Origin of the sequence: Lysobacter gummosus (assembly GCF_001442805.1) — a bacterium.
Classification (GTDB): Bacteria; Pseudomonadota; Gammaproteobacteria; order Xanthomonadales; family Xanthomonadaceae; genus Lysobacter; species Lysobacter gummosus.
Genome location: NZ_CP011131.1, coordinates 95,492 through 116,302, shown reverse-complemented (window position 1 = coordinate 116,302; position 20,811 = coordinate 95,492). Strand labels below are relative to the sequence as shown.

Here is a 20,811-nt window from a genome sequence, read left to right as displayed (position 1 = left end):
ACAGGGGCTGGCCAAGCGCTCGCGGGGGAAGCCGGGGGGCCGAATGTCGGGGGACATTCGGCCCCTTTTTATTGCCCGCGCCCAACGCGCCGGGCCGCTGCGCACCGGCCACGCCACGGCGTCCGCCGATTGTTGGGCCTCGCAGCCAACTTACTGATCTCAAACGAAAAAGCGCGCGTGGATACGCGCGCTTTTTCGTTTTGCCCCGCTCGCGGGGAAATGGGCGCCGACGCCTGACGGGGACGGAACAGGGGGGATCCGTGATTCCTCGCCAGGCGCCGACATAGAAGCCTGTGCTTACCGAAAACGTCCAAATACGACGTAAGCGGTCAGTAGCGGTAGATTGCGGTCACTCCGGTCCGAACGCAAGTGCGCCCCGTTCCAATTTCGGCGACTGCCGGGGTACGCCCCGGCAGCCGGCAAGTCACGGTTCAGCGTTCGGCGTTGCGCCATTCCTTCCAGCTGCGGCCACCGTCGGCACGTCCGGACGGTGCCGAGGGCGCCGACATCCGCGGTTGCGGCATCGAGCGCGGCTGCGGCGCGAACCGCGGCTGCTGCATCGCCGGGTTGTCGTTGCGCGGCGCCCAGGCGCCTCCGCCGATCGGACGCGCGTCGCGCCAGGACACGCCGCCATCGGCGCGCGTGGACGGCCGCGACGGATAGCTCGGGTTCGGATTGCTGGGCGGACGGTGCGGACGGCTGGGGTAGTAGTAGCGCGGGTAGCCGTAACCGTACGGATAGCCGTTGTAGTACGGATAACCGCCGTAGTAGCCGTAACCACCGTTGCGATAGCGATAGGACTCGCCGTACGGGTAGTACCCGTAGCCGGGCGCGTAACCGCCGTAGCCGCCGTAGTAGTTGTAGTCGACGCTGGGACGGCCGTAGTAGTACGAACCGCCGCCGCCGCCGCCGCGCAGGGAATAATCGGACACGCAACCTGCCAGCAGGCCGGCTGCGACTAATGGGACTATAAGTTTACGGATCATGGCAGACCCCCCGGGTAGGATTTCAGAGTCTGCCTGATGCGTTGAACTCGGGCTTAACTCGGCCCGGCATCGCCTATACGGTTCAGGCCTGGGTTTCGCCCGGCACGGCGGGCGTATCGGCCTTCAGGTCGATGTGCACCGGCGCCTTGGTGACGCCGTCGAGCGCCGGCGGCGGATCGCAGCCGGTGAGCAGGACGACCAGACCGATGGAAAGGCAGAGCGAAAATTTGCGGAACATGGCGGAATCCCCTGTTGTGGGTCTCGGGTGAGTCGTACTGAATAGGTCCGGTCGCGCACAGCGCGGCGACGGACATAACGCCGGCTTTCCTGATGGTCCCGACCGCGGACAATCCCGTCCGCGCGAACCGGAAGCTCTGAAGGCTCCGCCAGCCGATTCCTCGCCAGGCACCGTGCAGCAAAACCTTCGATCAGCGCAATACCTAAACTAACGATGACTGACCTCGCAATTGCGGCACGGGTTCACAGTTCGCCGGGTGCAAGACGTTTGCGCTATGTCGCCGCTCAATGAGCGCGACGGCGGCGCGGTAAGCTAAACCGCGCAGGGCGACGGGCGCGGCGGAAGGCTTGCGCGACTCACGCGCGCGGTCGGGTTCGGCGTCTCCAGCGCGTCGGGCCGGGAACCTGCGCGCGGCTTGCGCGGTCACTATCCTCGATGATGGTTCGACGGCCGCCGCCTGGGCCCGTCGCGGTGCTTTCCTTGAATTCTGGCCTGGTTTTCGATGATCGAATTGGATGCGGTCCATCGTCGCTACGAGATGAATGGGCAGGCGGTGAACGCATTGGCCGGAGTGGATCTGAAGATCGCCGCCGGCGAGTTCGTGGCCATCACCGGCGCATCGGGCTCGGGTAAATCCAGCCTGCTCAATATCCTCGGCTGCCTGGACCGCCCCACTCGCGGGCGCTATCTGATCGAAGGCCGCGACGTGGCCGAATTCGACGACGAGGCCGCCAGCGACATCCGCAACCGTCGCATCGGCTTCGTCTTCCAAAGCTTCCATCTGCTGCCGCGGCTGAGCGTGCTGGAGAACGTGCTGCTGCCGCTGCGCTTCCATCGCGAACCGCCGGCGGACGCGCACGCGCATGCGCACGAACTGCTCGGCCGCGTCGGCCTGGGCGATCGCAGCGGCCACCGCCCCAGCGAGTTGTCGGGCGGCCAGCAACAACGCGCGGCGATCGCCCGCGCCCTGTTGCTGCGGCCGGCGCTGCTGCTGGCCGACGAGCCTACCGGCAACCTGGATTCCAAGAGCGCGACCGACGTGCTCGATCTGATCGGCGAAGTCCACAGCGGCGGCCAGACCGTGGTGCTGGTGACCCACGACCGCGACCTCGCCGCGCGCGCGCCGCGCGAGGTGCGCCTGCACGACGGCAAGGTCGAGCATGACTCGGCGGCCTGAGCGCATGCGCGTGCGCGCATCCCTCGTCGTCGGCGCGGCGCTGTCCTCGCTCGCGGGCGCGGCCTGCGCCGCGGTGCTGACCGGCGAGGTGCGCTCGGTCGGCGCGCAGGTGATCTATACGCCGCAATCCAACAGCGCGCCGGTGGCGATCCGCTATTTCGTGCCCGAAGGCCAGTCGGTCAAGGCCGGCGAGGTGGTGCTGCGCATCGATCCGGGCCAGGCCGGCACGCAGATCCCCGAACTCGAAGCCAAGATCGAGCAGGCGCGGGCCAAGGCGGCGAAGGAACTGGCCGAACTCGAGGTCAAGGCGGTCGATGCCGAAGTCGCGGTGGCCGAAGCCGAAGCCGCGCTGGCCACGGCCAAGATCGAGGCGGCGATTCCGCGCACGCTGATCTCGCAACTGGACTACGACCGCCATCAGGGCGATCTGGACAAGACCACGCGCGAAAACCGGCTCAAGCACGAACTGCTCGACACCGCCCGCGCTGCGGTCGCGCGGCGCCGCAGCGACGGCCAACTGGAAGTGGACAAGCTGGTCATCCAGCGCGATTACTACGCCGCGCTGCTGCGTCAGTCGGAAGTGCGCGCCGAACGCGACGGCGTGGTCCTGCACGGATTCAACAACAACTGGATCGGCGGACGCATCGACGAAGGCAGCTCGACCATGCCTGGCAGTCGCGCCGGCGAAGTGGTCGGCAGCGGCGGCGGCATGCAGGTGCGCGCCTGGGCGCTGGAACCGGACCGGCGCGGCCTGCGGGTCGGCCAGCGCGTGCAGCTGAGTTTCGACGCCCTGCCGCGCCAGCGCCTGCAAGCGACGATCCGCGCGATCGCCGGCGCGCCGGACCGCAAATCCGAATGGGGCGAAGGCCGTTACTTCACCATCGACATCGATCTGCCGCCCAGGCACGGACTGCCGCTGTTGCCGGGCATGAGCGTGCGGGTGACCGCCGCCAGCGCCGCGCCCAGCGCCGGAGCGCAGCGATGAAGCGCCTGTGGGCGGCGTTGTTGCTGGCATCGAGCCTGCCGGCCGCGGCCGCGCCGCTGCGCGTGGACGGCGAGGTCTATGCGCGGCGCACTTCGGCGCTGATGCCGCCGAGCGTGGAGCGCATGTGGCAGTTCAACATCACCCAGCTCGCCACCGACGGCGCGCCGGTCAAGCGCGGCCAGCAGGTGATCAGCTTCGACAGCAGCGACGTGATCAAGCAGCTCACCGAGAAGCAAAGCCAGCTCAAGGAAAAACACAGCGAGCTGGAAAAACTCGACCTGGAGCTGGCCGAACGCCAACGCAGCGAGCGCCTGGCCACCTCCGAGGCGCAGGCGGCTCTGGATAAAGCTCAGCGCAAGACCCAGCAGCCGGCCGAGCTGATCGCCGGCATCGAGTACCGCAAGCTGGTGGTCGCGCGCGCGCAGATGGAACGCAAGATGGCGCTGGCGCAGCGGCGCGAAACATTGTCGGCCGAGCAGCGCCGGCAGGAACGCCGCCTGCTCGCGGCCGAACGCGCGCAACTGCAGGCCGACGTCGATCGTCTGCAGCGCTCGCTGGGCGCCTTGAACGTGATCGCGCCGCGCGACGGCCTGATGATGCATCGCAGTAATTTCGAAGGCGAGAAATACGACGTGGGCTCGCAAGTCTGGGTCGGCCAGACCGTGGCGGAGATTCCCGACATGAGCACGCTGGCGGTGCGCGCCGAATTGCCCGAGCGCGATCTGCAGAAAGTCAGCGTCGGCGCGCCGGTGCGCATCGTCGTGGAAGGCGGCGCCGGCAGCGTGCTGCGCGGGCATATCGCCTCGGTCGGCCGCGCGGTGCGCAGCAAGTCGCAGGTGCAGCCGGTGCCGGTGCTGGATCTGGACGTGCAGCTCGACGATCCGCGCGCGCCGCTGCGACCGGGGCAGGCGGTGCGGGTGGAGATCGCGGCGCCGGTGGCGGCGAAGGGTGTGGCGCGATGAGGGCGGCGCTGGGTGGGCGGATTGCGGCGCTGCGCGCAGGTTCTCGCGGCGATCGATGCGGATTGCGCGCGATGGGGTGTCGCGGTCTTGGGAGTGCGCAGGCGGTGGTTATCGGCCTCTTCGGTTGGCTCCTCCCCGCGCTGTGGCTGAGCGGCTGCGCCGGCGACATCGCCCCCGCGGCGACCGAAACCCTGACGCAGGCGCCGCTGCAACTGAGCGTGCGCGGCGAGGGCGAACTCAAATCGGCCAAGTCCACGCCGCTGAACGTGCCCGGCCGCAACTGGGCGGCGCGTCAGGTCGAGTGGATGCTGCCCGAAGGCAGCGCGGTCAAGAAAGGCGACCTGATCGCGCGCTTCTCGGCCGAACAAGGCAAGCAGGAACTCGCCCAGACCCTGATCGACGTGCAGCGCAATCTGCTCGCGCGCGCGGCCAAGCAGGGCGATCTGGAAACCGCGCAGAGCAAGGTCGCGGTCGATCTGGCCCAGGTCGCGGTGCAGCTGGGCATCGCCGACCGCTACGCCAGCGCCGACCTGAGCACGATGGCGCGCAACGAAGTGCTCGACGCCGTGCAGGACCGGCGCTTTCTGACCGAGAAACGCGAGACCCTGCAATGGCAGCGCGGCCAGTCCGGCGCGCGCGGCGGCGCGGAACTGGCGGTGCTCGACGCGCAGCGCGCGACCTTCGACATCGCCGCCAAGACCCGCCAGGCCGACCTGGACGCGCTGGAGCTGCGCGCGCCCAACGACGGCGTGCTGATGCTGACGAGCAACTGGTCCGGCGAAAAACCCAATATCGGCGCGACGCTGCGCGCGGGCTTCGACTACGGCAGCCTGCCCGACGCCTCGGCGATGGAGCTGGATCTGAGCCTGCCGCAGATCGAAGCGCAAGGCATCCATGTCGGCAACGCCGTGGAGATGTTTCCGGTCGGCCGGCCCGAGCAGAAGATTCTCAGCAAACTGTCCTGGGTCGCCAGCGCGGCCAAGGTGCGCAGCCAGGAAAGCCCGGTGAAGTATCTGAGCATGAAGGCGCCGATTCCGGCCGAGGCGATCGCGCGCTACAAACTGGTGCCGGGGCAACGGCTGCAGGCGCGGGTGATTTTGTTCGACGCGCGCGCCTTGAGCGTGGCCAACGTGGCGATCGACAGCGACGACGGCCGCGACTACGTGCGCGTGCGCGACGGCGGCGATTTCCTGCGCCGCGAGATCAAGCTGGGCGTGCGCGGGCCGGCGCGCTCGCAGGTGCTGTCGGGCCTGCGCGCCGGCGATGAAGTCTTGCTGGCCGAGGCCGGCGCGATCGAAACCGCGGCGCCACCGAAAGAACCCTCGGGCAACGATGCCGGCGCGAGCAAGCCGGCCGCGCGCGCGACCCCGGCGGCGCGACCGTGAGCCGTGCCCTGCATTGGCTGCCGCCGATCTGGCGCGAAGCGGTCGAGGAACTGTGGCGGCGGCGTCTGCGTACCCTGCTGACCTTGCTCGGCATGATCTTCGGCGTCGGCGCGATCGTGGCGATGCAGGCGGTCGGCGAAGGCAGCCGGCGCGAAGCGCTGCGCCTGGTGGAAAGCCTGGGCCTCAACAATCTGATCGCCGAGGCCAAGCCGCAGGACGAAAACAGCCTGCGCGAAACCCGCGCGCGCAGCCTGGGCCTGAGCCTGGCCGACGCCGACGCCGCGCTCGCGGTGGTGCCCGGCGCGCAGCGCTACGCCGCGGAGAAACCCATCCGCACCCATTCGGTCTTCAGCGACGCCGGCCGCAGCGACGCCCAGGCCAGCGGCGTGAGCCCGGATTACTTCGACTTGTCGTCGCTGCGCATCGCCAAGGGCCGCGCCTTGACCGACGCCGACGATCGCGCCCTGGCCGCGGTGGCGGTGCTGGGCCATCAGGCGGCGGCGGATCTGTTTCCGGGCGTTGATCCCATCGGCCAGGACCTGAAGGTCAATCACGTGTGGCTGCAAGTGGTCGGTGTGCTGGCCGATCGCGACTTGAGCAAAGATCAGTTCGAAGGCGTGCAGTTGGGGCTGGAGAGCAACCGCGTGTACGTGCCGCTGGCCAGCGCGCGGGCACGATTCAAGTTCCAGCCGCAGGAGGACGAGGTCGATCGCTTCGTGCTGCGCTTGCGCGATCCTTCGCAACTGGCCGCCGGCGCGCGGGTGCTGTCGACCGTGCTCAATCAGCGCCACGCCGGCATGTCCGACTTCCGCCTGGTGGTGCCGCAGCAATTGTTCCAGCAGCATCAGAAGACGCAGCGCATGTTCCGCGTGGTGATGGGCGCGATCGCCGGCGTGAGCCTGTTGGTGGGCGGCATCGGCATCATGAACATCATGCTCGCCAACGTGCTGGAGCGGCGGCGCGAGATCGGCCTGCTGCGCGCGCTGGGCGCGCGGCGGCGCGACGTGATCGCGCAGTTCCTGCGCGAGGCGACGGTGATCTGCGTGTCGGGCGCGGCGCTGGGATTGTTGTTCGGGGTCGCGCTGGCGTATCTGATCGCCGCCTTCGCCGGCTGGCAGGTGGCGTGGGCGCCGATCCCGGTGTTGCTGTCGGCGCTGTTCTGCGCCGCGGTGGGCTTGGGCTTCGGTGTGTATCCGGCGCGGCAGGCGGCCAGGCTGGACCCGATCGCGGCGCTGCGCCACGACTGAGGACAATGCGGCCCCCTCCCTTTGTCGATGCAGTTCCCCCCTTTGAAAAAGGGGGGTTAGGGGGGATTTGCTTTTGCTTTAAAGCACGGCGGAGCAAATCCCCCGCGCCTGTAGCCAAGCACAGCAACCATACCTTCGCCGGGCGCTCGCCCCCTTTTTCAAAGGGGGCGCATTGACGCGCTTGTCCGGTGCGGACGATGCATCGCGCCCCATCCCCGCGGACACCGGTCCACCTTTCCGCCACGCCGCGCACCCCACCTTCCACACGCCTGCGCTACGCTTGGTCCATGAACAATCTCTCCGCTCCGCAAGGCATCGAGCCCGCCTCCGCCGTCGCCGATCCGGCCGCGCCGACCTATTCCGATATCCTCGCCGCGGCCGCGCGCATCGCCCCGCATGCGCATGCCACGCCGGTCATGCGCTCGCGCGTGATCGACGAAGCCGCCGGCTGCGAGCTGCACTTCAAATGCGAGAACCTGCAACGCGGCGGCGCGTTCAAGTTCCGCGGCGCCTGCAATGCGGTGTTCTCGCTCAGCGACGAGGAAGTCGCGCGCGGCATCGTCACCCAGAGCTCGGGCAACCACGGCGGCGCCATCGCCCTGGCCGCGCGCCTGCGCGGCGGCCGCGCCACCGTGGTCGCGCCGCACAACACCCCCAAAGTCAAGCTCGCCGCGATCCGCGCCTACGGCGCCGACATCGTCCATTGCGAACCCGAGCAGTCCGCGCGCGACGCCGCCACCGCTCAGGTGCTGGCGCGCACCGGCGGCGTGCTGGTGCATCCGTTCAACGATCCGCGCGTGATCGCCGGCCAAGGCACGGCCACGCTGGAGCTCCTGGCCAGCGCGCCGCAACTGGACACCGTGATCGCGCCGGTCAGCGGCGGCGGACTGCTGTCGGGCACCGCGATCGCCGCGCACGGCCACGATCCGTCCATCGCCGTCTACGGCGCCGAGCCCGAGGGCGCCCGCGACGCCCACGATTCGCTGCTCGAAGGCCGCCGCATCACCGGCCGCAAGACCGACACCGTCTGCGACGGCCTGCGCGCGGAACTGGGCACGCTCACCTTTCCTATCCTTCGCTCACACCTGCGCGACATCTGCCTGGTCGATGATCGCCAGGTCATCGCCGCCATGCGCTTGATCTGGGAGCGCATGAAGCTGGTGGTCGAGCCGTCCGGCGCGGTGCCGCTGGCGGTGGTGCTGGCCTATCCGGCGTTGTTCGCGGGCCGTCGCGTCGGCCTGATCGTGTCCGGCGGCAACGTCGATCTGGATCTGGCGGCGCAATGGTTCGCGCCGCAAACGCTTTGACCGGTTTCCGACACGCTTTGCGTTTGTTATGCGGTCGGTTCTTCGACACGCAGTGTTAGCCGCATAAACTGCGTAAAAAACGGGCTTTTCTGTGATCTTCGTTTGCGTTTTTTGTTAACGCAACTGGCACGCTGCGCCATCGCGCGCCAGTCCCTTGGTCATGGCCGCGCTCGTAATGAGTCGGAACAGACGGACCTGCGCACAGGCCAGGGGAGTACTACATGGTGGATGTCGAGTTTCGCGTGGTGTCCGACCGCCGCGACGGCCTCTTGCTCGCCTTGGGGCAGGTGGTCATCGCGAACGGATTCACCCTGCTGCGCCAGCGCATGCTCAACAGCGATGAAGGCGTGGTGCTGGTCATGGTCGTGCGGGGTCCGGCCGATGCCTTGCTGATGCTCGAAGAGAAGCTGGGCACGCATCATCTGGTGCAGAGCTTCGAGGCTTCGCCGTACGAGCCCGCGCCGAGCGCGCCGGCGGCCGCGCCGGCTCCGGTCGCGCGCAACAACGGCAATGGCAATGGTCACGCGGGACAGACGTCCGCGGCTGCTGCGCCGGTCGCGCCGGCGGGTGCGGCGGGGGGGCACGCGGCTGCGCCTATTGATACGCAGCGCGTGGAAACGCTACTACCCCAGTTGGCGCGCAACTACCCCAACATCCTGCTGCAGCTGGTCGCGCTGGAACGCGAACTGCCGCCGGCGCAGCGCGAGGCGACCTTGCGCTACATCGGCCAGCGCGTCGGCGCCTGGGTCTACAAACGCGATTTCGCCCTCGGCGGACAGCTGCCGCTGGCCGACTCGGTGCGCCGCATCGCCCTGCCGGCGATGCGCCAGCTGGTCCAGGCCGAACTGCACGAGGACGTGCTCAAGGTCCGCAACAGCCCTTTCTGCCATCGCGGCGAGAGCGGCGAATGCTGCCATTTCCTGCGCGGCATGCTCGGCGGGCTGCTGGAAGGCCAGCACGGCGCCCACGTGCACGTCGTGGAAAGCCAATGCCGCAACACCGGCGCGGAGACGTGCCGGTTCGAATTCGAAAGCTGACCGGTTCGCCGGTCGACCGCCACGGTCAAGGACCGCCGTGGCGCATGGCACGCCGGGCATGCGCCGACGTGCTTTATCGCAACGGCGCGGGACGGCGCCGCGGCGATTCATTGCAGCTCAACCCATCCACCTCAGGGGGTTCGCCATGCCGCTCGATCACGCCATCCAATGCATCCATGACCCATTGCTGGTCATCCTCTCCTACGTAGTGTCGGTACTGGGCTCGTTCACCGCGCTGCAGCTGGCGATCGCGATTCCCAACGCGAGCGGCCCGGCGCGATGGCGCGCGGTCACCGCGGCCGGCATCGCGATGGGCGGCGGCGCGATCTGGGCCATGCACTTCATCGCCATGCTCGCCTGCCGCATGAACGTGGAGGTCACCTACGACCTGCCGATCACGCTGGGCTCGGCGGTGGTCGCGGTGGTTTCGTGCATGGCCGGACTGGGCATCGCCGGCACCGGCGTATTCAACTGGGGCAAGCTCATCATCGGCGGCGTGCTGATGGGCCTGGGCGTGACCGGCATGCACTACGCCGGCATGGCCGCGATGCTGATGCCGGCCGACACCGTCTACGACAGCACGCTGGTGATGGCTTCGGCGGCGATCGCGATCGTCGCCTCCATCGTCGCCCTGTGGCTGGCCTTCAACCTGCGCGGCTGGGGCCAGATGCTCGGCAGCGCGCTGGTGATGGGCGTGGCCGTGTGCGGCATGCACTACACCGGCATGCTCGCGGCCAGCTTCGTGCCGAACCAGGCCGGCAGCGCGGCCACCGCCGGCGGCGTCAGCGGCGGCTACCTGGGCGTGGGCATCTTCGTGGTCACCACCGCGCTGCTGGCGGCGGTGCTCACGATCAGCCTGCTGCGCCAGCGTCAGCGCGCGATGGTGCGGATCTGAGTCCGCTCCGCGCCGTCTGAACGGCGCGGCGGACATCGCTGCGGTACACGAGAAGGGCCCGCCAAACGCGGGCCCTTCGCTTTGGCGCCGAACGGCGGCGAACCGCGCCGCCGGCGGTTCCTCGATTAGGCCCGAATGCGCCATGATGCGCCTGCCCCGCCCTACCCGCAGGATCGCTCATGAAGATCGACGGCACCCGTCTGCACGACCGCGCCACCGAAGTGGTGCTGTCCTATTACGCCGCCTTCAATCGCGGCGACTGGGCCGGCATGCTCGCCACCCTCGGCGAGGGCGTCGTGCACGATCTCAACCAGGGCGCGCGCGAATCCGGCCGCGAGGCCTTCGCCGCGTTCATCGAGCGCATGGCGCGGCATTACCGCGAGCAGCTGCGCGATATCGTGGTGATGGTGTCGCCCGACGGCGTCCGCGCGGCGGCGGAGTATGTGGTCCACGGCGAGTATCTGCTGACCGATCCCGGCCTGCCCGAAGCGCGCGGCCAGCGCTATGTGCTGCCGGGCGGCGCGTTCTTCGAAATCCGCGAGGGCAAGATCGAGCGGGTGACCAACTACTACAACCTCGATCACTGGGTCGCCCAGGTCGGCGGTTGACCCCGCGCTGTCGCCGATGCGCTGCTTCACCATGAGCCTGGGCACGCGCAACATAGCTGCGATGTGGAGCATCGGCCTCGGCGATATGCGATAGCGCACCGCGCATATGCATCGCGGGTTTGCCTGCAATTCACCGTGCCGCATGCGACGGCTTCGCCGCATGTCCGCGTCCGCGCCGCATCGCGGCCATCGGTGTCGCGTTACCCAATAGACGTCACAGTTATCGGCTCGCAATCCTCGCCACTGCGAGGGGGGTCGATGGGCCTGCTTGCGCTTCTATCTACAGCGAATGCTTGTTCGCTATTCGCCGCGTGAACGAAGCGCGCCGTGCGCGCGGCCTTTCTTCTCCATTTCAGGAAAACGAACCGATGAAATCCTTAGGTAGAGCATTACTCGCCACGGCACTGTTCGCGTGCTGCGGAGCGGCGATCGCCGGGAAAATTCCCAGCGGCGCGAAGGCCACCCAAGCCGAGTGGAACGTGCTGGTGTTCATGAACGGCAAGAACAATCTGGAACAGTACACCGTCCACAACTGGGACCAGATGGCCAAGGTCGGCAGCTCCGACAAGGTCAACATCCTGGTCGAATACGGCCGCATCGACGGCTACTACACCGGCAACGGCAACTGGACCGGGGTCAAGCGCTACCGCGTCAAGAAGGGCGACAAGCCGACCGCCGCCGGCGCGTTGATGGACCTGGGCCGGGCCAAGTTGAACACCGACATGGGCGATAAGGACACGCTGGCCGAGTTCATCAAGTGGGGGACCGAAAAGTATCCGGCCAAGCGCACCATGCTGGTGATCTGGAACCACGGCCAGGGCTTCCGCGCCGCGCCGAGCCAGAAATCCACCCATCGCTCGGTGTCCTTCGACGACCAAACCGGCAACGCGCTCTACAACGCCGACGTGGCCGCCGCGATCAAGACCGCGCTGGGCGACAAGAAGCTCGATATCGTCTCCTTCGATGCCTGCCTGATGGCGATGATCGAGCCGGCCTACGAGTTGCGCAACCGCGCCGACTTCCTGGTCGGCAGCGAGGAACTCGAGCCGGGCGAAGGTTGGGACTACGGCTTCCTCGCCAAGCTCAGCGCGCAGCCGGCTACCACCGGGGCCCAGTCCCTGGGCCGGTTCGTCGTCGACAGCTACCGCGACTACTACACCAACAATCCCAGCGGCCATACCACGCTGTCGTCGATCGATCTGAGCAAGGCCGGCCTGGTCGCCGACGCGCTCGATTCGGTCGCCGAAAGCCTGACCACCAGCACCGAGCGACAGGCCGCGCGTAGCGCGCGCACGGGCATGACGCCTTACGACGGGTCGCTGGGGGTGGACATCGGCGGCTGGCTGAGCCTGCTCAAGACCAAGGCGATCGACGCCGACAGCAAGGCCGCGATCGGCGACGCGCAAGCCGCGTTGGCGCTGGCGGTCAAGGCCAACTACAGCAGCGGCAACAACATCGGCGGCCGCTACAAGGGCGACACCGGCCTGGCCGTGTTCTTCCCGCAGAGCGCGAAGGAATTCAACTCCGACACGTCCAGCGACGGCTACAAGGTCAGCAACACCGACCGGCCGATCAGCTACGTGCGCGAATCGGCCTGGCCGGGCTTCCTGAAGACCGTGTTCTCGGCGCCGACCGACTGATCGCAGCGAAGGCAGTCCCGGCGGCGGAAGCGTTATCTCGCTTCCGCCGCCGGCAAGGTTGAATCGCCGCAGCAATGCGGCGCGCATGTCGCCGCTTGCGTGCGACGGACGACGCGGAAGACCGACGAGGCGGCCGCGGCGCCTGCGGCGGTTGCGCGCTACCAGGTCGCGCAGCCGTCCGTCCGCAGGTGGCCGAACCCAGTGCCGCGCCGCGGTGGCGCCGCGACCGGCCCGTCGGAGCCTTGGGGGCCGGGATTGGTGATACGGGATTGGCGATGCAAAAGCCGGCGTTAATCGCTGCTTTTACCAATCACAAATCCCTAATCCCGAATCTCGGCCCAAATAAAAAGACCGACGACAGGACACGGCGAAAGAGAGGGGGAGGGGGCGTCGCCGTGCCTGGGGGTCGTCGGTCAAGGGGGAACGGTCGGGTGCGGAACCCGGAATTGGGAATCGGCGAAAGCGACGAAGGCGAGCCCGCGCTTTCTGCGAATCCCAAATCCCGAATCCCGGTCCCGGCTACATCAATTGCGCGCCACGCCTTCGCGCACCGGCTCGCGGCCCGGCCAGCCGCCGGCCATCGCCTTGTACAGCGAGATCGCGCCGGTGACGCTGCGGGTGCGGCCATCGGCGAAGGCGTCCTGCGCCTGCAGCTGCGTGCGTTCGGCATCGAGCACTTCGAACAGGTCGGCGGCGCCGGCCTCGTAGCGCACGCGGGCGAGCTTGGCGGCCTTCAGGCTGTCCTGCGCGGCGCGCTCCAGGTGCTGGTCCTCGACGCGGGCGCGCGCATAGCGCACCAGGGCGTTCTCGGTATCTTCCAGCGCCAGCAGCACGCTTTGCTGATAGCGCGCCAGCTCGCCTTCGGCGGTCGCGTCGGCGGCCTTGATGCGCGAACGCACGCGGCCGATGTCCAGGAACGACCAGTCGATGCCCAGCGCGACCAGGCGGGTTTCGCTGGCGCGTTCGAACAAGGCGGACGTGTCTATGGCCTGCGAACCGATCAGCCCGCTCAGGGTGAAGCGCGGGAACAGATCGGCGGTGGCCACGCCGATGCGCGCGGTCGCCGCGTGCAACCGGTGTTCGGCCGCGGCGACGTCGGGACGGCGGCGCAGCAGTTCGCCCGGCGTGCCGGCGTCGAGACGTTGCGGCAGCGCCGGCAACGCGCCGGCCTGATCCAGCTCGGCGATCAGCGCGTCCGGCGTCTGCCCGGTCAACACCGCCAGACGGTGCTCGGTGATCGCGACCTGGGCTTCCAGGTTCGGCACCCGCGCCAAGGTGGCTTCGAGTTGAGCGCGCGCGCGCGAAGTATCGAACTCGGTGCCGCGTCCGGCGTCGAAGCGCGCCTGCACCAGGCGCAGGGTCTCGGTCTGGTTCTCGGCGTTTTCGCGCGCGACCCGCAGACGTTCCTGCAGGCCGCGCAACTCGACATAGCTGCGCGCCACTTCGCCGACGATCGACACCTGCATCGCCTGCAGATCGGCGGCGCTGGCCCAGGCGTCGGCGCGCTGGGATTCGATGTTGCGGCGCACCCGGCCGAACACGTCCAGTTCCCAGCTCACGTTGGCCTGCGCGCTGTAGCTCTCGTTATCGCGCGCCGAGTTCGACGCGCCCGGCATCTGGTCGGAGCTCGAACGCGTGTCGCTGCCGCTGGCGCTGCCGGTGATGGTCGGGAAGCGGTCGAACTTGGCGCCGCGCAACAGAGCGTTGGCGCGATCGTAGTTGGACAGGGCGATACGCAGATCGTGATTGGCCGACAGCGATTCCTCGACCAGCCGCGTCAGCAGCGGGTCGTTGAAGCCGCGCCAGAACTCGGCGTCGGGTTCGGGCGCGACGGTGCCGTCGGTGGCCGCTTGCGCATCGCCGCGGGCGAACTTGTCCGGCGTGGACAGGGTCGGCCGGACATAGTCCGGACCGACGGCGCAGGCGGCCAGCGCGAGCGTCAGCACGGCGATCGCGGGAAATTTCAGATTACGCATGGACTTTCTCCGTAGCGTTGTGATGGTCGCCGTGCGAGACCAGCTTGTTGCCGGCCATCTTGCGCAGAGCGACGTAGAACACCGGGGTCAGGAACAGACCGAACAAGGTCACGCCCAACATGCCGGCGAACACGGTGATGCCGGTGACCGAGCGGATTTCCGCGCCGGCGCCATGCGACAGCACCAGCGGAACGGTGCCGGCGATGAAGGCGATGGAGGTCATCACGATCGGACGCAGACGCAGGCGGCACGATTCCAGCGCGGCCTCGACGATGCCCTTGCCCTGCAGTTCCAGTTCGCGGGCGAATTCGACGATCAGGATCGCGTTCTTGCACGCCAGGCCCATCAACACCACCAGGCCTACCTGCACGAACACGTTGTTGTCGCCTCCGGTCAACCACACGCCGAGCAACGCCGACAGCATGCACATCGGCACGATCAGGATCACCGCCAGCGGCAGGGTCCAGCTTTCGTACAGCGCGGCCAGCACCAGGAACGCGAGCAGGATGGCGAGCGGGAACACGATCAACGCGGCATTGCCCTGGCTGTCCTGCTGATAGCTCAGGTCGGTCCATTCGATTTCCATGCCGTGCGGCAACACCTTGGCGGTCACGTCCCGCACCACGTCCATGGCCTGGGCCGAGGACATCACGCGCGGATCGACGTCGCCGGCGATGTCGGCGGCCGGATAGCCGTTGTAGCGCAGCACCGGGTCGGGACCGAAGGTCTGCTTGATGCTGACCATCGAACCGATCGGCACCATCTCGCCGCGGTCGTTACGGGTACGCAGGTTGCCGATGTCCTCGACGCTGTCGCGGAACGAACCGTCGGCCTGGGCGATCACCTGCCAGGTGCGGCCGAACTGGTTGAAGTCGTTGACGTAGGCCGAACCCAGATAGGTCTGCAGGGTGTCGAACAACTCGGTCAGCGGCACGCCCTGCGCCTTGGCCTTGACGCGGTCGACTTCGGCGTCGAGCTGCGGCACGTTGGCCTGGTAGGTGGAGTTGGCGTAGCCCATGCCCGGGGTCTGCATCACCGTGCCCTGGAACGCACTGACCGCGTTCTGCAGCGCGCCGTAACCCAGATTGCCGCGGTCTTCGATGAACATCTGATAGCCCGCGCCGTTGCCCAGACCCAGAATCGGCGGCGGCATCAGGCCGAAGGCGAAGCCTTCCTGGAAGCCGGCGATCTTCTGATTGAGCTCGGCGGTGATCTCCACCGCGCTGCGGCTGCGCTCGCTGAACGGCTTAAGCGGCAGGAACGCCACGCCGGTGTTGGGCGTGTTGGTGAACTGCACCGCGTTCAAGCCCGGGAAGGCCATGGTGTGCTGCACGCCTTCGATCTTGCCGGCGACGTCGGTGACCTTCTTCAACATCGCGTCGGTGCGGGCGATCGAGGAACCTTCCGGCAACTTCACCGCGGCGATCAGGTACAGCTTGTCCTGCAGCGGGATGAAGCCGGCCGGCACCAGCTTGAACATGAAACCGGTACCCAGCAGCAGCAGGGCATAGACCACGAACACCGCGCCGCGCTTGCCCAGCGTGCGCGACACCGCGCCCTGGTACTTCTCCGAACTGGAGGCGAAGAAGCGGTTGAACGGACGGAACAGCCAGCCGAACAGACGGTCGATCAGACGCGTCGGCGCATCCTTCGCCGCGCCGTGCGGCTTGAGCAGAAGCGCGGCCAGGGCCGGCGACAGGGTCAGCGAGTTGATCGCCGAGATCACCGTGGAGATGGCGATGGTCACCGCGAACTGCTTGTAGAACTGGCCGGTCACGCCCGACAGGAACGCCATCGGCACGAACACCGCGCACAACACCAGCGCGATCGCGACGATCGGGCCGGACACTTCCTTCATCGCCTGGTGCGCCGCTTCCAGCGGGCTCAGGCCTTCTTCGATGTTGCGTTCGACGTTCTCCACCACCACGATCGCGTCGTCCACGACGATGCCGATCGCCAGCACCAGGCCGAACAGGCTCAAGGTGTTGATCGAGAAACCGAGCAGATACAGCGCCGAGAACGTACCCACGATCGACACCGGAACCGCGATCAGGGGAATGATCGACGCGCGCCAGGTCTGCAGGAACAAGATCACCACCAGCACCACCAGCAAGATCGCTTCGAGCAGCGTGGTGACCACGGCCTTGATCGAATCGCGCACGAAGATGGTCGTGTCGTAGACCGCCTCGTACTTGATGCCTTCCGGGAAGCTCTTGGACAGGCGATCCATGTTGGCGATCACCTGTTCCTGGATCTCCAGCGCGTTGGCGCCGGGCGACTGGAAGATACCGATGCCGACCGCGTTCTTGCCGTCGAGCTGCGAACGCAGGCTGTAGTCGCCGGCGCCCAGTTCCAGGCGGGCGACGTCGGACAGACGGACGATTTCGCCGTCGGCGCCGCTCTTGACCACGATGTTGCCGAACTCTTCCTGGCTCTGCAGACGGCCCTTGGCGTTGATCAGGGTCAGGAATTCGCTGTTGGGCATCGGCTCGGCGCCGAGCTGGCCGGCCGAGACCTGCACGTTCTGCTCGCGCATGGCGCGCAGCACGTCGCCGGCGGTCAGGCCGCGCGAGGCGACCTTGTCCGGATCCAGCCACACGCGCATGGCGTAGTCGCCGCCGCCGAAGATCTGCGCATCGCCGACGCCCGACAGGCGCGCGAGCTGATCCTTGACGTGCAGACGCGCGTAGTTGCGCAGGTACAGCGTGTCGTACTTACCGTTGGGCGAGGTCAGATGCACGACCATCAAGAAGACGGGCGACTGCTTCTGCGTGGTCACGCCTTGCCGGCGCACATCCTCGGGCAGTCGCGCCAGCGCCTGGCTGACGCGGTTCTGCACGCGCACCGCCGCGTCGTCCGGATCGGTGCCCGGGCGGAAGGTGACGGTGATCGCCAGCACGCCGTCGGAACCGGCGACCGACTTGATGTACATCATGTCCTCGACGCCGTTGATCGCTTCTTCAAGCGGCGTGGCGACGGTTTCGGCGATGACCTTCGGGTTGGCGCCCGGGTACACCGTGCGCACCATCACCGACGGCGGGATGACTTCGGGATATTCGCTGATCGGCAGGATCGGTATCGCGATCAGGCCGGCGGCGAAGATCACGATCGACAGCACGGCAGCGAAGATCGGCCGATCGATGAAAAACTTGGAAAAGTCCATGACGGATTCCTTGGTGCGGGGTTGAGCCGCATGAGTCCCCGGCCGAGTCCGTGGGGGAGGTCGGCCTTGATTGCTTGAAACCTCGCGTTCGCGTTTGCCTTGGCTCGTCATTCCCGCGAACGCGGGAATCGGGAGACTTCAAACGCTCTCGCCCGAAAGTCCCTGGATCCCCGCGTTCGCGGGGATGACGGCAGGAACCCTTCGAAGGTTCGGGATGTCGCTCAGCGCGCGGCGATCACAAAGCCCCGGCCGCCGCGCCCGGCGCCGCCGGCGCGGGCGCCGGAGCGCCCATCGCGATGGGCTTGGGATTGACCGGCATGCCCGGGAAGAACACCTTCTGCACGCCGTGGACGATGACCTTGTCGGTCGGCGCCAGGCCCGAGTTGATCACGCGCAGGCCGTCGATCATCCGGCCCAGCACCACGTCCTTGCGCACCGCGGCGTTCTTGTCGCCGAGCACATAGACGTACTTGCGGTCCTGGTCGGTGAGCACGGCCTTGTCGTCGATCAGCATGGCCTTGAACTCGCCGCTGCCTTCCAGCTGCACGCGCGCGAACAGGCCCTGGGTGAAGGCGCGATCGCTGTTGTCCACCACCGCGCGGGCGCGGATGGTGCCGGTGGTCGGATCGACCTGGTTGTCGGTGAAATCGACCGTGCCCTTGTGCGGGTAGCCGGTCTCGCTGGCCAGGCCGATGCGAACCGGGTTCTTGTCGCCTTCGCGTTCGCCCTTGCGCGCCAGTTCGTTGTAGCGCAGGTAGGTCTGCTCGTCGCTTTCGAAATAGACGTACATCGGGTTCTGCGAGACCACCGAGGTCAGGATGGTCTGGTCGGCCGAGGCGAGATTGCCCACGGTGACCATGGCCCGGCCGGCGCGACCGTTGATCGGCGAACGCACTTCGGTGAAGGTCAGATCGAGCTGGGCCGAGGCCACCGCGGCTTCGGCCGCGCGCACCGCGGCGTCGCCGCCGGTGCTGGCGGCGCGGCGGGTTTCGAACTCTTCGCGCGAGATCGCTTTGGCTTCGACCAAGGTCTGCGCGCGCTTGTCCTGGGTCTGGGCCAGGCGCGCTTCGGCGCGCGCCTGTTCCAGCTGCGCCTGAGCGCGGTTGAGCTCGGCGCGGTAACGGCGCTGGTCAATCACGAACAGCAGGTCGCCCTTCTTGACCTCCTGGCCTTCCTTATAAGCGATGCGATCGACGTAGCCGCTGACGCGGGCGCGCAGCTCGACCGACTCCACCGCGCTGACGCGACCGGTAAACTCGTCCCACTGACGCACCTGCTTGCTCAGCACCTGAGCGACGCTGACGTCCGGCGGCGGCGGCGCGCCGCCCTCGTGGGGCGCGGCCTGACTGCCGCAGCCCACGGCTGCCAAAGCGATGACGAGACTCGCGGCCAGCGCGAGCACGGAGAGTCCGACGGCGGGTCGGCCGGAACGGACATTGAAATGACTGGTGCTCATCGGGGGGTGGGTTCCTGTTTGGGATTCTGGGTGGTCAGCGACTTCAGCAAGGCGCGCGCGTCCTGGAGGCAGCGTTGCGTTTTTTCATCGGACGGGCTGTCCGGACCTTGCGCACATGCATCGGGCGAAGTCGTCTTTGGAACGGTGTTGAGGCTGGTAGTGGTTGGATACGGTTCGGTGCTGCGAAGCTCGGTGTGGCTGGCTGGCGCGCGGGTATCGCTGCGGCTGGCGGGCGGCGAAGGGACACGTACGCGCGGCGGCAACACCGAGGGCGACACCACGCGCGAGGCGTAGGGCACGATCGGCCGCGGCGGCTCGTCGCTGATGTCGTGATCGATCAGCGCCATCGCGCGCTGGCCGACCGACAGGGCGCTGGGCCATTCGGGGCAGGAATGGCGTTGGTTGAACTCGGTGCACACCGGCGTGTCCACGGCCAGCAGCTGCACGCGCACCGACAGCTGGCGGGCTTCGTCGTGCAGCACGCGCGCGAGCATGCGCAGCGCGGCCGCGCCGATCGAGCGGTGGCCGTAGCCGGCCCAGGGGTGCTCGCTGCCGGGACCGCCGACCAGCACGTAGGTGCCGCCGCGATCGTGTTCGGCCAGCAACGGCAGCAGGTGGCGCGCCGCGGCGAGGTGGGGGAGCAGATCCTCGTCGAGCTTGCGGCGCAGGAATTCGGCCGGATTGTCGAGCAGGCGACCTCGTTCGGCGCTGCCGCACACCGCGGCGACCACGCCCGCGAACGGGCGGCCGAGCTTGCGCAGGGCGCGGGCAAGCTTGGCGCCGGCGGCGTCGTTGGCGACGGAACCGGCGACGGTGGTCAGATCGGCGTGGGGGTAGCCGGCCTTGAGCGCCTTGAGTTCGCCTGCCTGACGGGCCACCGCGATGACCGGGCGGCCGCTGTCGATCGCGGCCTGCACAACCCCGCGGCCGACGCCGCCGGTGGCACCGAGTACAACCAAGGGGGCTTTCATTGTCCCGCCCCTGGGACTTTTTCTCCCGTGACCGGGACGATCACGTGACGCTTGTCATCCCGGGTGAAATACGCGAGCACAGCGCTCACCGCCGGCATCAGCAGCATGGCCGCGGGCAGGGCGATGGTGAAGGCCAGCACCCAGGCCAGCATCCAGGCTTCTTCCGCGCCCTGGGCCAGGCCCTGGCGGAAAACGACCACAGCCAGCCCGATCAGGGCGGACATGGCCACCAGCATTAAAGGTAGAAAGGCGAATCGGGCTTGGCGTGGGCTCAACATGGCGGGGGCCTCTTGTCGATATGCGGCACAGAGTAGAGATGAGAACAGCACTTGATTAGCCCGCGATTAAGGGAATAATTGTCCCGGAAACGGTCCAATATCCCTCCGACCCCCTTGAACGGCTCGCGGGCGACCCCTACGCAATAGAGCGGGGGTGGTCCTGGACCCTCAGATGGGGCTCCACGCACTGACAGGACGATGGCGCCACTGTCGGCTTTCCGCGGCCGCCCCGGCAGTGGATGAGATCAGCCAACGCCGGTGACAGCCGTCACCCACGACCCAGGCCGGACGGAAGCGGCCGCCGATACGCGACGGATCGCGCAGCGCAACCGATCAGGCAATGCATTGAACCGGCCGCGAGGCCGGGGCGATATCCGAATCCTTCCCGATCCGGCCCGCCGCAGCTCACGTACACGATCCATCGTCTTCGCTCAGCGCACTTCCGCCATCGCACCGCAACCGCTTCACTCGCGCCGTCTGTCTTTCGCCCCATTACCAAG

At 67.8% G+C, this 20,811-nt stretch carries 17 protein-coding genes; 10 read left to right on the top strand and 7 right to left on the bottom strand.

What is annotated here, in order from left to right; genetic code table 11:
- Nucleotides 1-431: 431 nt before the first annotated feature.
- Complete coding sequence (locus tag LG3211_RS00520; RefSeq protein WP_057941128.1) at nt 432-932, bottom strand: hypothetical protein; 501 nt, start codon at nt 930-932, stop codon at nt 432-434.
- A gap of 136 nt (nt 933-1,068) precedes the next feature.
- Nucleotides 1,069-1,224 carry a hypothetical protein gene (locus LG3211_RS26190; RefSeq protein WP_187313108.1) on the bottom strand — a complete coding sequence of 52 codons (156 nt, stop codon included), beginning with the start codon at nt 1,222-1,224 and terminating at the stop codon, nt 1,069-1,071.
- Nucleotides 1,225-1,726: 502 nt separating this feature from the next.
- Between LG3211_RS26190 and LG3211_RS00515 the strand changes: the two genes are divergently transcribed.
- The 10 genes from LG3211_RS00515 to LG3211_RS00470 all read left to right on the top strand — a co-directional run bounded on the left by LG3211_RS00515 (nt 1,727) and on the right by LG3211_RS00470 (nt 12,467).
- Nucleotides 1,727-2,401 (top strand): ABC transporter ATP-binding protein, encoded by a 675-nt coding sequence (locus LG3211_RS00515; protein WP_057941127.1) that lies wholly within the window; start codon nt 1,727-1,729, stop codon nt 2,399-2,401.
- Between the two features lie 10 nt (nt 2,402-2,411).
- Entirely contained in the window at nt 2,412-3,386 is a 975-nt protein-coding gene (locus tag LG3211_RS00510) for an HlyD family secretion protein (RefSeq protein WP_187313107.1), read from the top strand.
- Nucleotides 3,383-4,348: an HlyD family secretion protein gene (locus LG3211_RS00505; RefSeq protein ID WP_057941125.1), complete on the top strand. Its 966-nt coding sequence runs from the start codon at nt 3,383-3,385 to the stop codon at nt 4,346-4,348. The genes LG3211_RS00510 and LG3211_RS00505 overlap by 4 nt, the downstream gene beginning before the upstream one ends.
- A 104-nt stretch (nt 4,349-4,452) precedes the next feature.
- The gene (locus LG3211_RS00500; protein WP_083512196.1) at nt 4,453-5,733 is read left to right on the top strand and encodes an efflux RND transporter periplasmic adaptor subunit; all 1,281 of its coding nucleotides are present in this window, start codon (nt 4,453-4,455) and stop codon (nt 5,731-5,733) included.
- Entirely contained in the window at nt 5,730-6,980 is a 1,251-nt protein-coding gene (locus LG3211_RS00495) for an ABC transporter permease (protein WP_235112590.1), read from the top strand. Before LG3211_RS00500 ends, LG3211_RS00495 begins: the two co-directional genes overlap by 4 nt.
- Nucleotides 6,981-7,267: 287 nt before the next feature.
- The gene (locus tag LG3211_RS00490; protein ID WP_083512195.1) at nt 7,268-8,287 is read left to right on the top strand and encodes a pyridoxal-phosphate dependent enzyme; all 1,020 of its coding nucleotides are present in this window, start codon (nt 7,268-7,270) and stop codon (nt 8,285-8,287) included.
- Nucleotides 8,288-8,508: 221 nt separating this feature from the next.
- Nucleotides 8,509-9,324, top strand: coding sequence for a V4R domain-containing protein (locus LG3211_RS00485; RefSeq protein ID WP_057941124.1), 816 nt, complete (start codon nt 8,509-8,511; stop codon nt 9,322-9,324).
- Nucleotides 9,325-9,469: 145 nt separating this feature from the next.
- Nucleotides 9,470-10,219 (top strand): MHYT domain-containing protein, encoded by a 750-nt coding sequence (locus LG3211_RS00480; protein ID WP_083512194.1) that lies wholly within the window; start codon nt 9,470-9,472, stop codon nt 10,217-10,219.
- 179 nt (nt 10,220-10,398) lie between these two features.
- Nucleotides 10,399-10,827, top strand: coding sequence for a ketosteroid isomerase-related protein (locus LG3211_RS00475; RefSeq protein WP_057941123.1), 429 nt, complete (start codon nt 10,399-10,401; stop codon nt 10,825-10,827).
- A 368-nt stretch (nt 10,828-11,195) separates the two neighbouring features.
- A complete protein-coding gene (locus LG3211_RS00470; protein WP_083512193.1) occupies nt 11,196-12,467 on the top strand; it encodes a clostripain-related cysteine peptidase in 1,272 nt (423 codons plus the stop codon).
- Between the two features lie 524 nt (nt 12,468-12,991).
- On the opposite strand, the gene LG3211_RS00465 is transcribed toward LG3211_RS00470, so the two are convergent.
- From LG3211_RS00465 to LG3211_RS00445, 5 genes are all read right to left on the bottom strand, one after another.
- Nucleotides 12,992-14,443 (bottom strand): efflux transporter outer membrane subunit, encoded by a 1,452-nt coding sequence (locus tag LG3211_RS00465; RefSeq protein WP_057941121.1) that lies wholly within the window; start codon nt 14,441-14,443, stop codon nt 12,992-12,994.
- Nucleotides 14,436-17,606 (bottom strand): efflux RND transporter permease subunit, encoded by a 3,171-nt coding sequence (locus LG3211_RS00460; RefSeq protein WP_057941120.1) that lies wholly within the window; start codon nt 17,604-17,606, stop codon nt 14,436-14,438. Before LG3211_RS00460 ends, LG3211_RS00465 begins: the two co-directional genes overlap by 8 nt.
- Before the next feature lie 235 nt (nt 17,607-17,841).
- Nucleotides 17,842-19,062 carry an efflux RND transporter periplasmic adaptor subunit gene (locus LG3211_RS00455; RefSeq protein ID WP_083512192.1) on the bottom strand — a complete coding sequence of 407 codons (1,221 nt, stop codon included), beginning with the start codon at nt 19,060-19,062 and terminating at the stop codon, nt 17,842-17,844.
- The gene (locus LG3211_RS00450; protein ID WP_083512191.1) at nt 19,059-20,033 is read right to left on the bottom strand and encodes an SDR family NAD(P)-dependent oxidoreductase; all 975 of its coding nucleotides are present in this window, start codon (nt 20,031-20,033) and stop codon (nt 19,059-19,061) included. The genes LG3211_RS00455 and LG3211_RS00450 overlap by 4 nt, the downstream gene beginning before the upstream one ends.
- Nucleotides 20,030-20,257, bottom strand: a complete 228-nt coding sequence (locus LG3211_RS00445; protein WP_187313106.1) for a DUF2798 domain-containing protein — start codon at nt 20,255-20,257, stop codon at nt 20,030-20,032. The genes LG3211_RS00450 and LG3211_RS00445 overlap by 4 nt, the downstream gene beginning before the upstream one ends.
- Nucleotides 20,258-20,811: the final 554 nt, after the last annotated feature.

What these genes read in the sequence shown, in the direction of transcription:
- LG3211_RS00515 (WP_057941127.1), top strand. Translation starts at nt 1,727, where the DNA reads ATGATCGAATTGGATGCGGTCCATCGTCGCTACGAGATGAATGGGCAG.
- LG3211_RS00485 (WP_057941124.1), top strand. Translation starts at nt 8,509, where the DNA reads ATGGTGGATGTCGAGTTTCGCGTGGTGTCCGACCGCCGCGACGGCCTC.
- LG3211_RS00505 (WP_057941125.1), top strand. Translation starts at nt 3,383, where the DNA reads ATGAAGCGCCTGTGGGCGGCGTTGTTGCTGGCATCGAGCCTGCCGGCC.
- LG3211_RS00455 (WP_083512192.1), bottom strand. Translation starts at nt 19,062, where the DNA reads ATGAGCACCAGTCATTTCAATGTCCGTTCCGGCCGACCCGCCGTCGGA.
- LG3211_RS00445 (WP_187313106.1), bottom strand. Translation starts at nt 20,257, where the DNA reads ATGTCCGCCCTGATCGGGCTGGCTGTGGTCGTTTTCCGCCAGGGCCTG.
- LG3211_RS26190 (WP_187313108.1), bottom strand. Translation starts at nt 1,224, where the DNA reads ATGTTCCGCAAATTTTCGCTCTGCCTTTCCATCGGTCTGGTCGTCCTG.
- LG3211_RS00465 (WP_057941121.1), bottom strand. Translation starts at nt 14,443, where the DNA reads ATGCGTAATCTGAAATTTCCCGCGATCGCCGTGCTGACGCTCGCGCTG.
- LG3211_RS00475 (WP_057941123.1), top strand. Translation starts at nt 10,399, where the DNA reads ATGAAGATCGACGGCACCCGTCTGCACGACCGCGCCACCGAAGTGGTG.
- LG3211_RS00460 (WP_057941120.1), bottom strand. Translation starts at nt 17,606, where the DNA reads ATGGACTTTTCCAAGTTTTTCATCGATCGGCCGATCTTCGCTGCCGTG.
- LG3211_RS00490 (WP_083512195.1), top strand. Translation starts at nt 7,268, where the DNA reads ATGAACAATCTCTCCGCTCCGCAAGGCATCGAGCCCGCCTCCGCCGTC.
- LG3211_RS00450 (WP_083512191.1), bottom strand. Translation starts at nt 20,033, where the DNA reads ATGAAAGCCCCCTTGGTTGTACTCGGTGCCACCGGCGGCGTCGGCCGC.
- LG3211_RS00480 (WP_083512194.1), top strand. Translation starts at nt 9,470, where the DNA reads ATGCCGCTCGATCACGCCATCCAATGCATCCATGACCCATTGCTGGTC.
- LG3211_RS00470 (WP_083512193.1), top strand. Translation starts at nt 11,196, where the DNA reads ATGAAATCCTTAGGTAGAGCATTACTCGCCACGGCACTGTTCGCGTGC.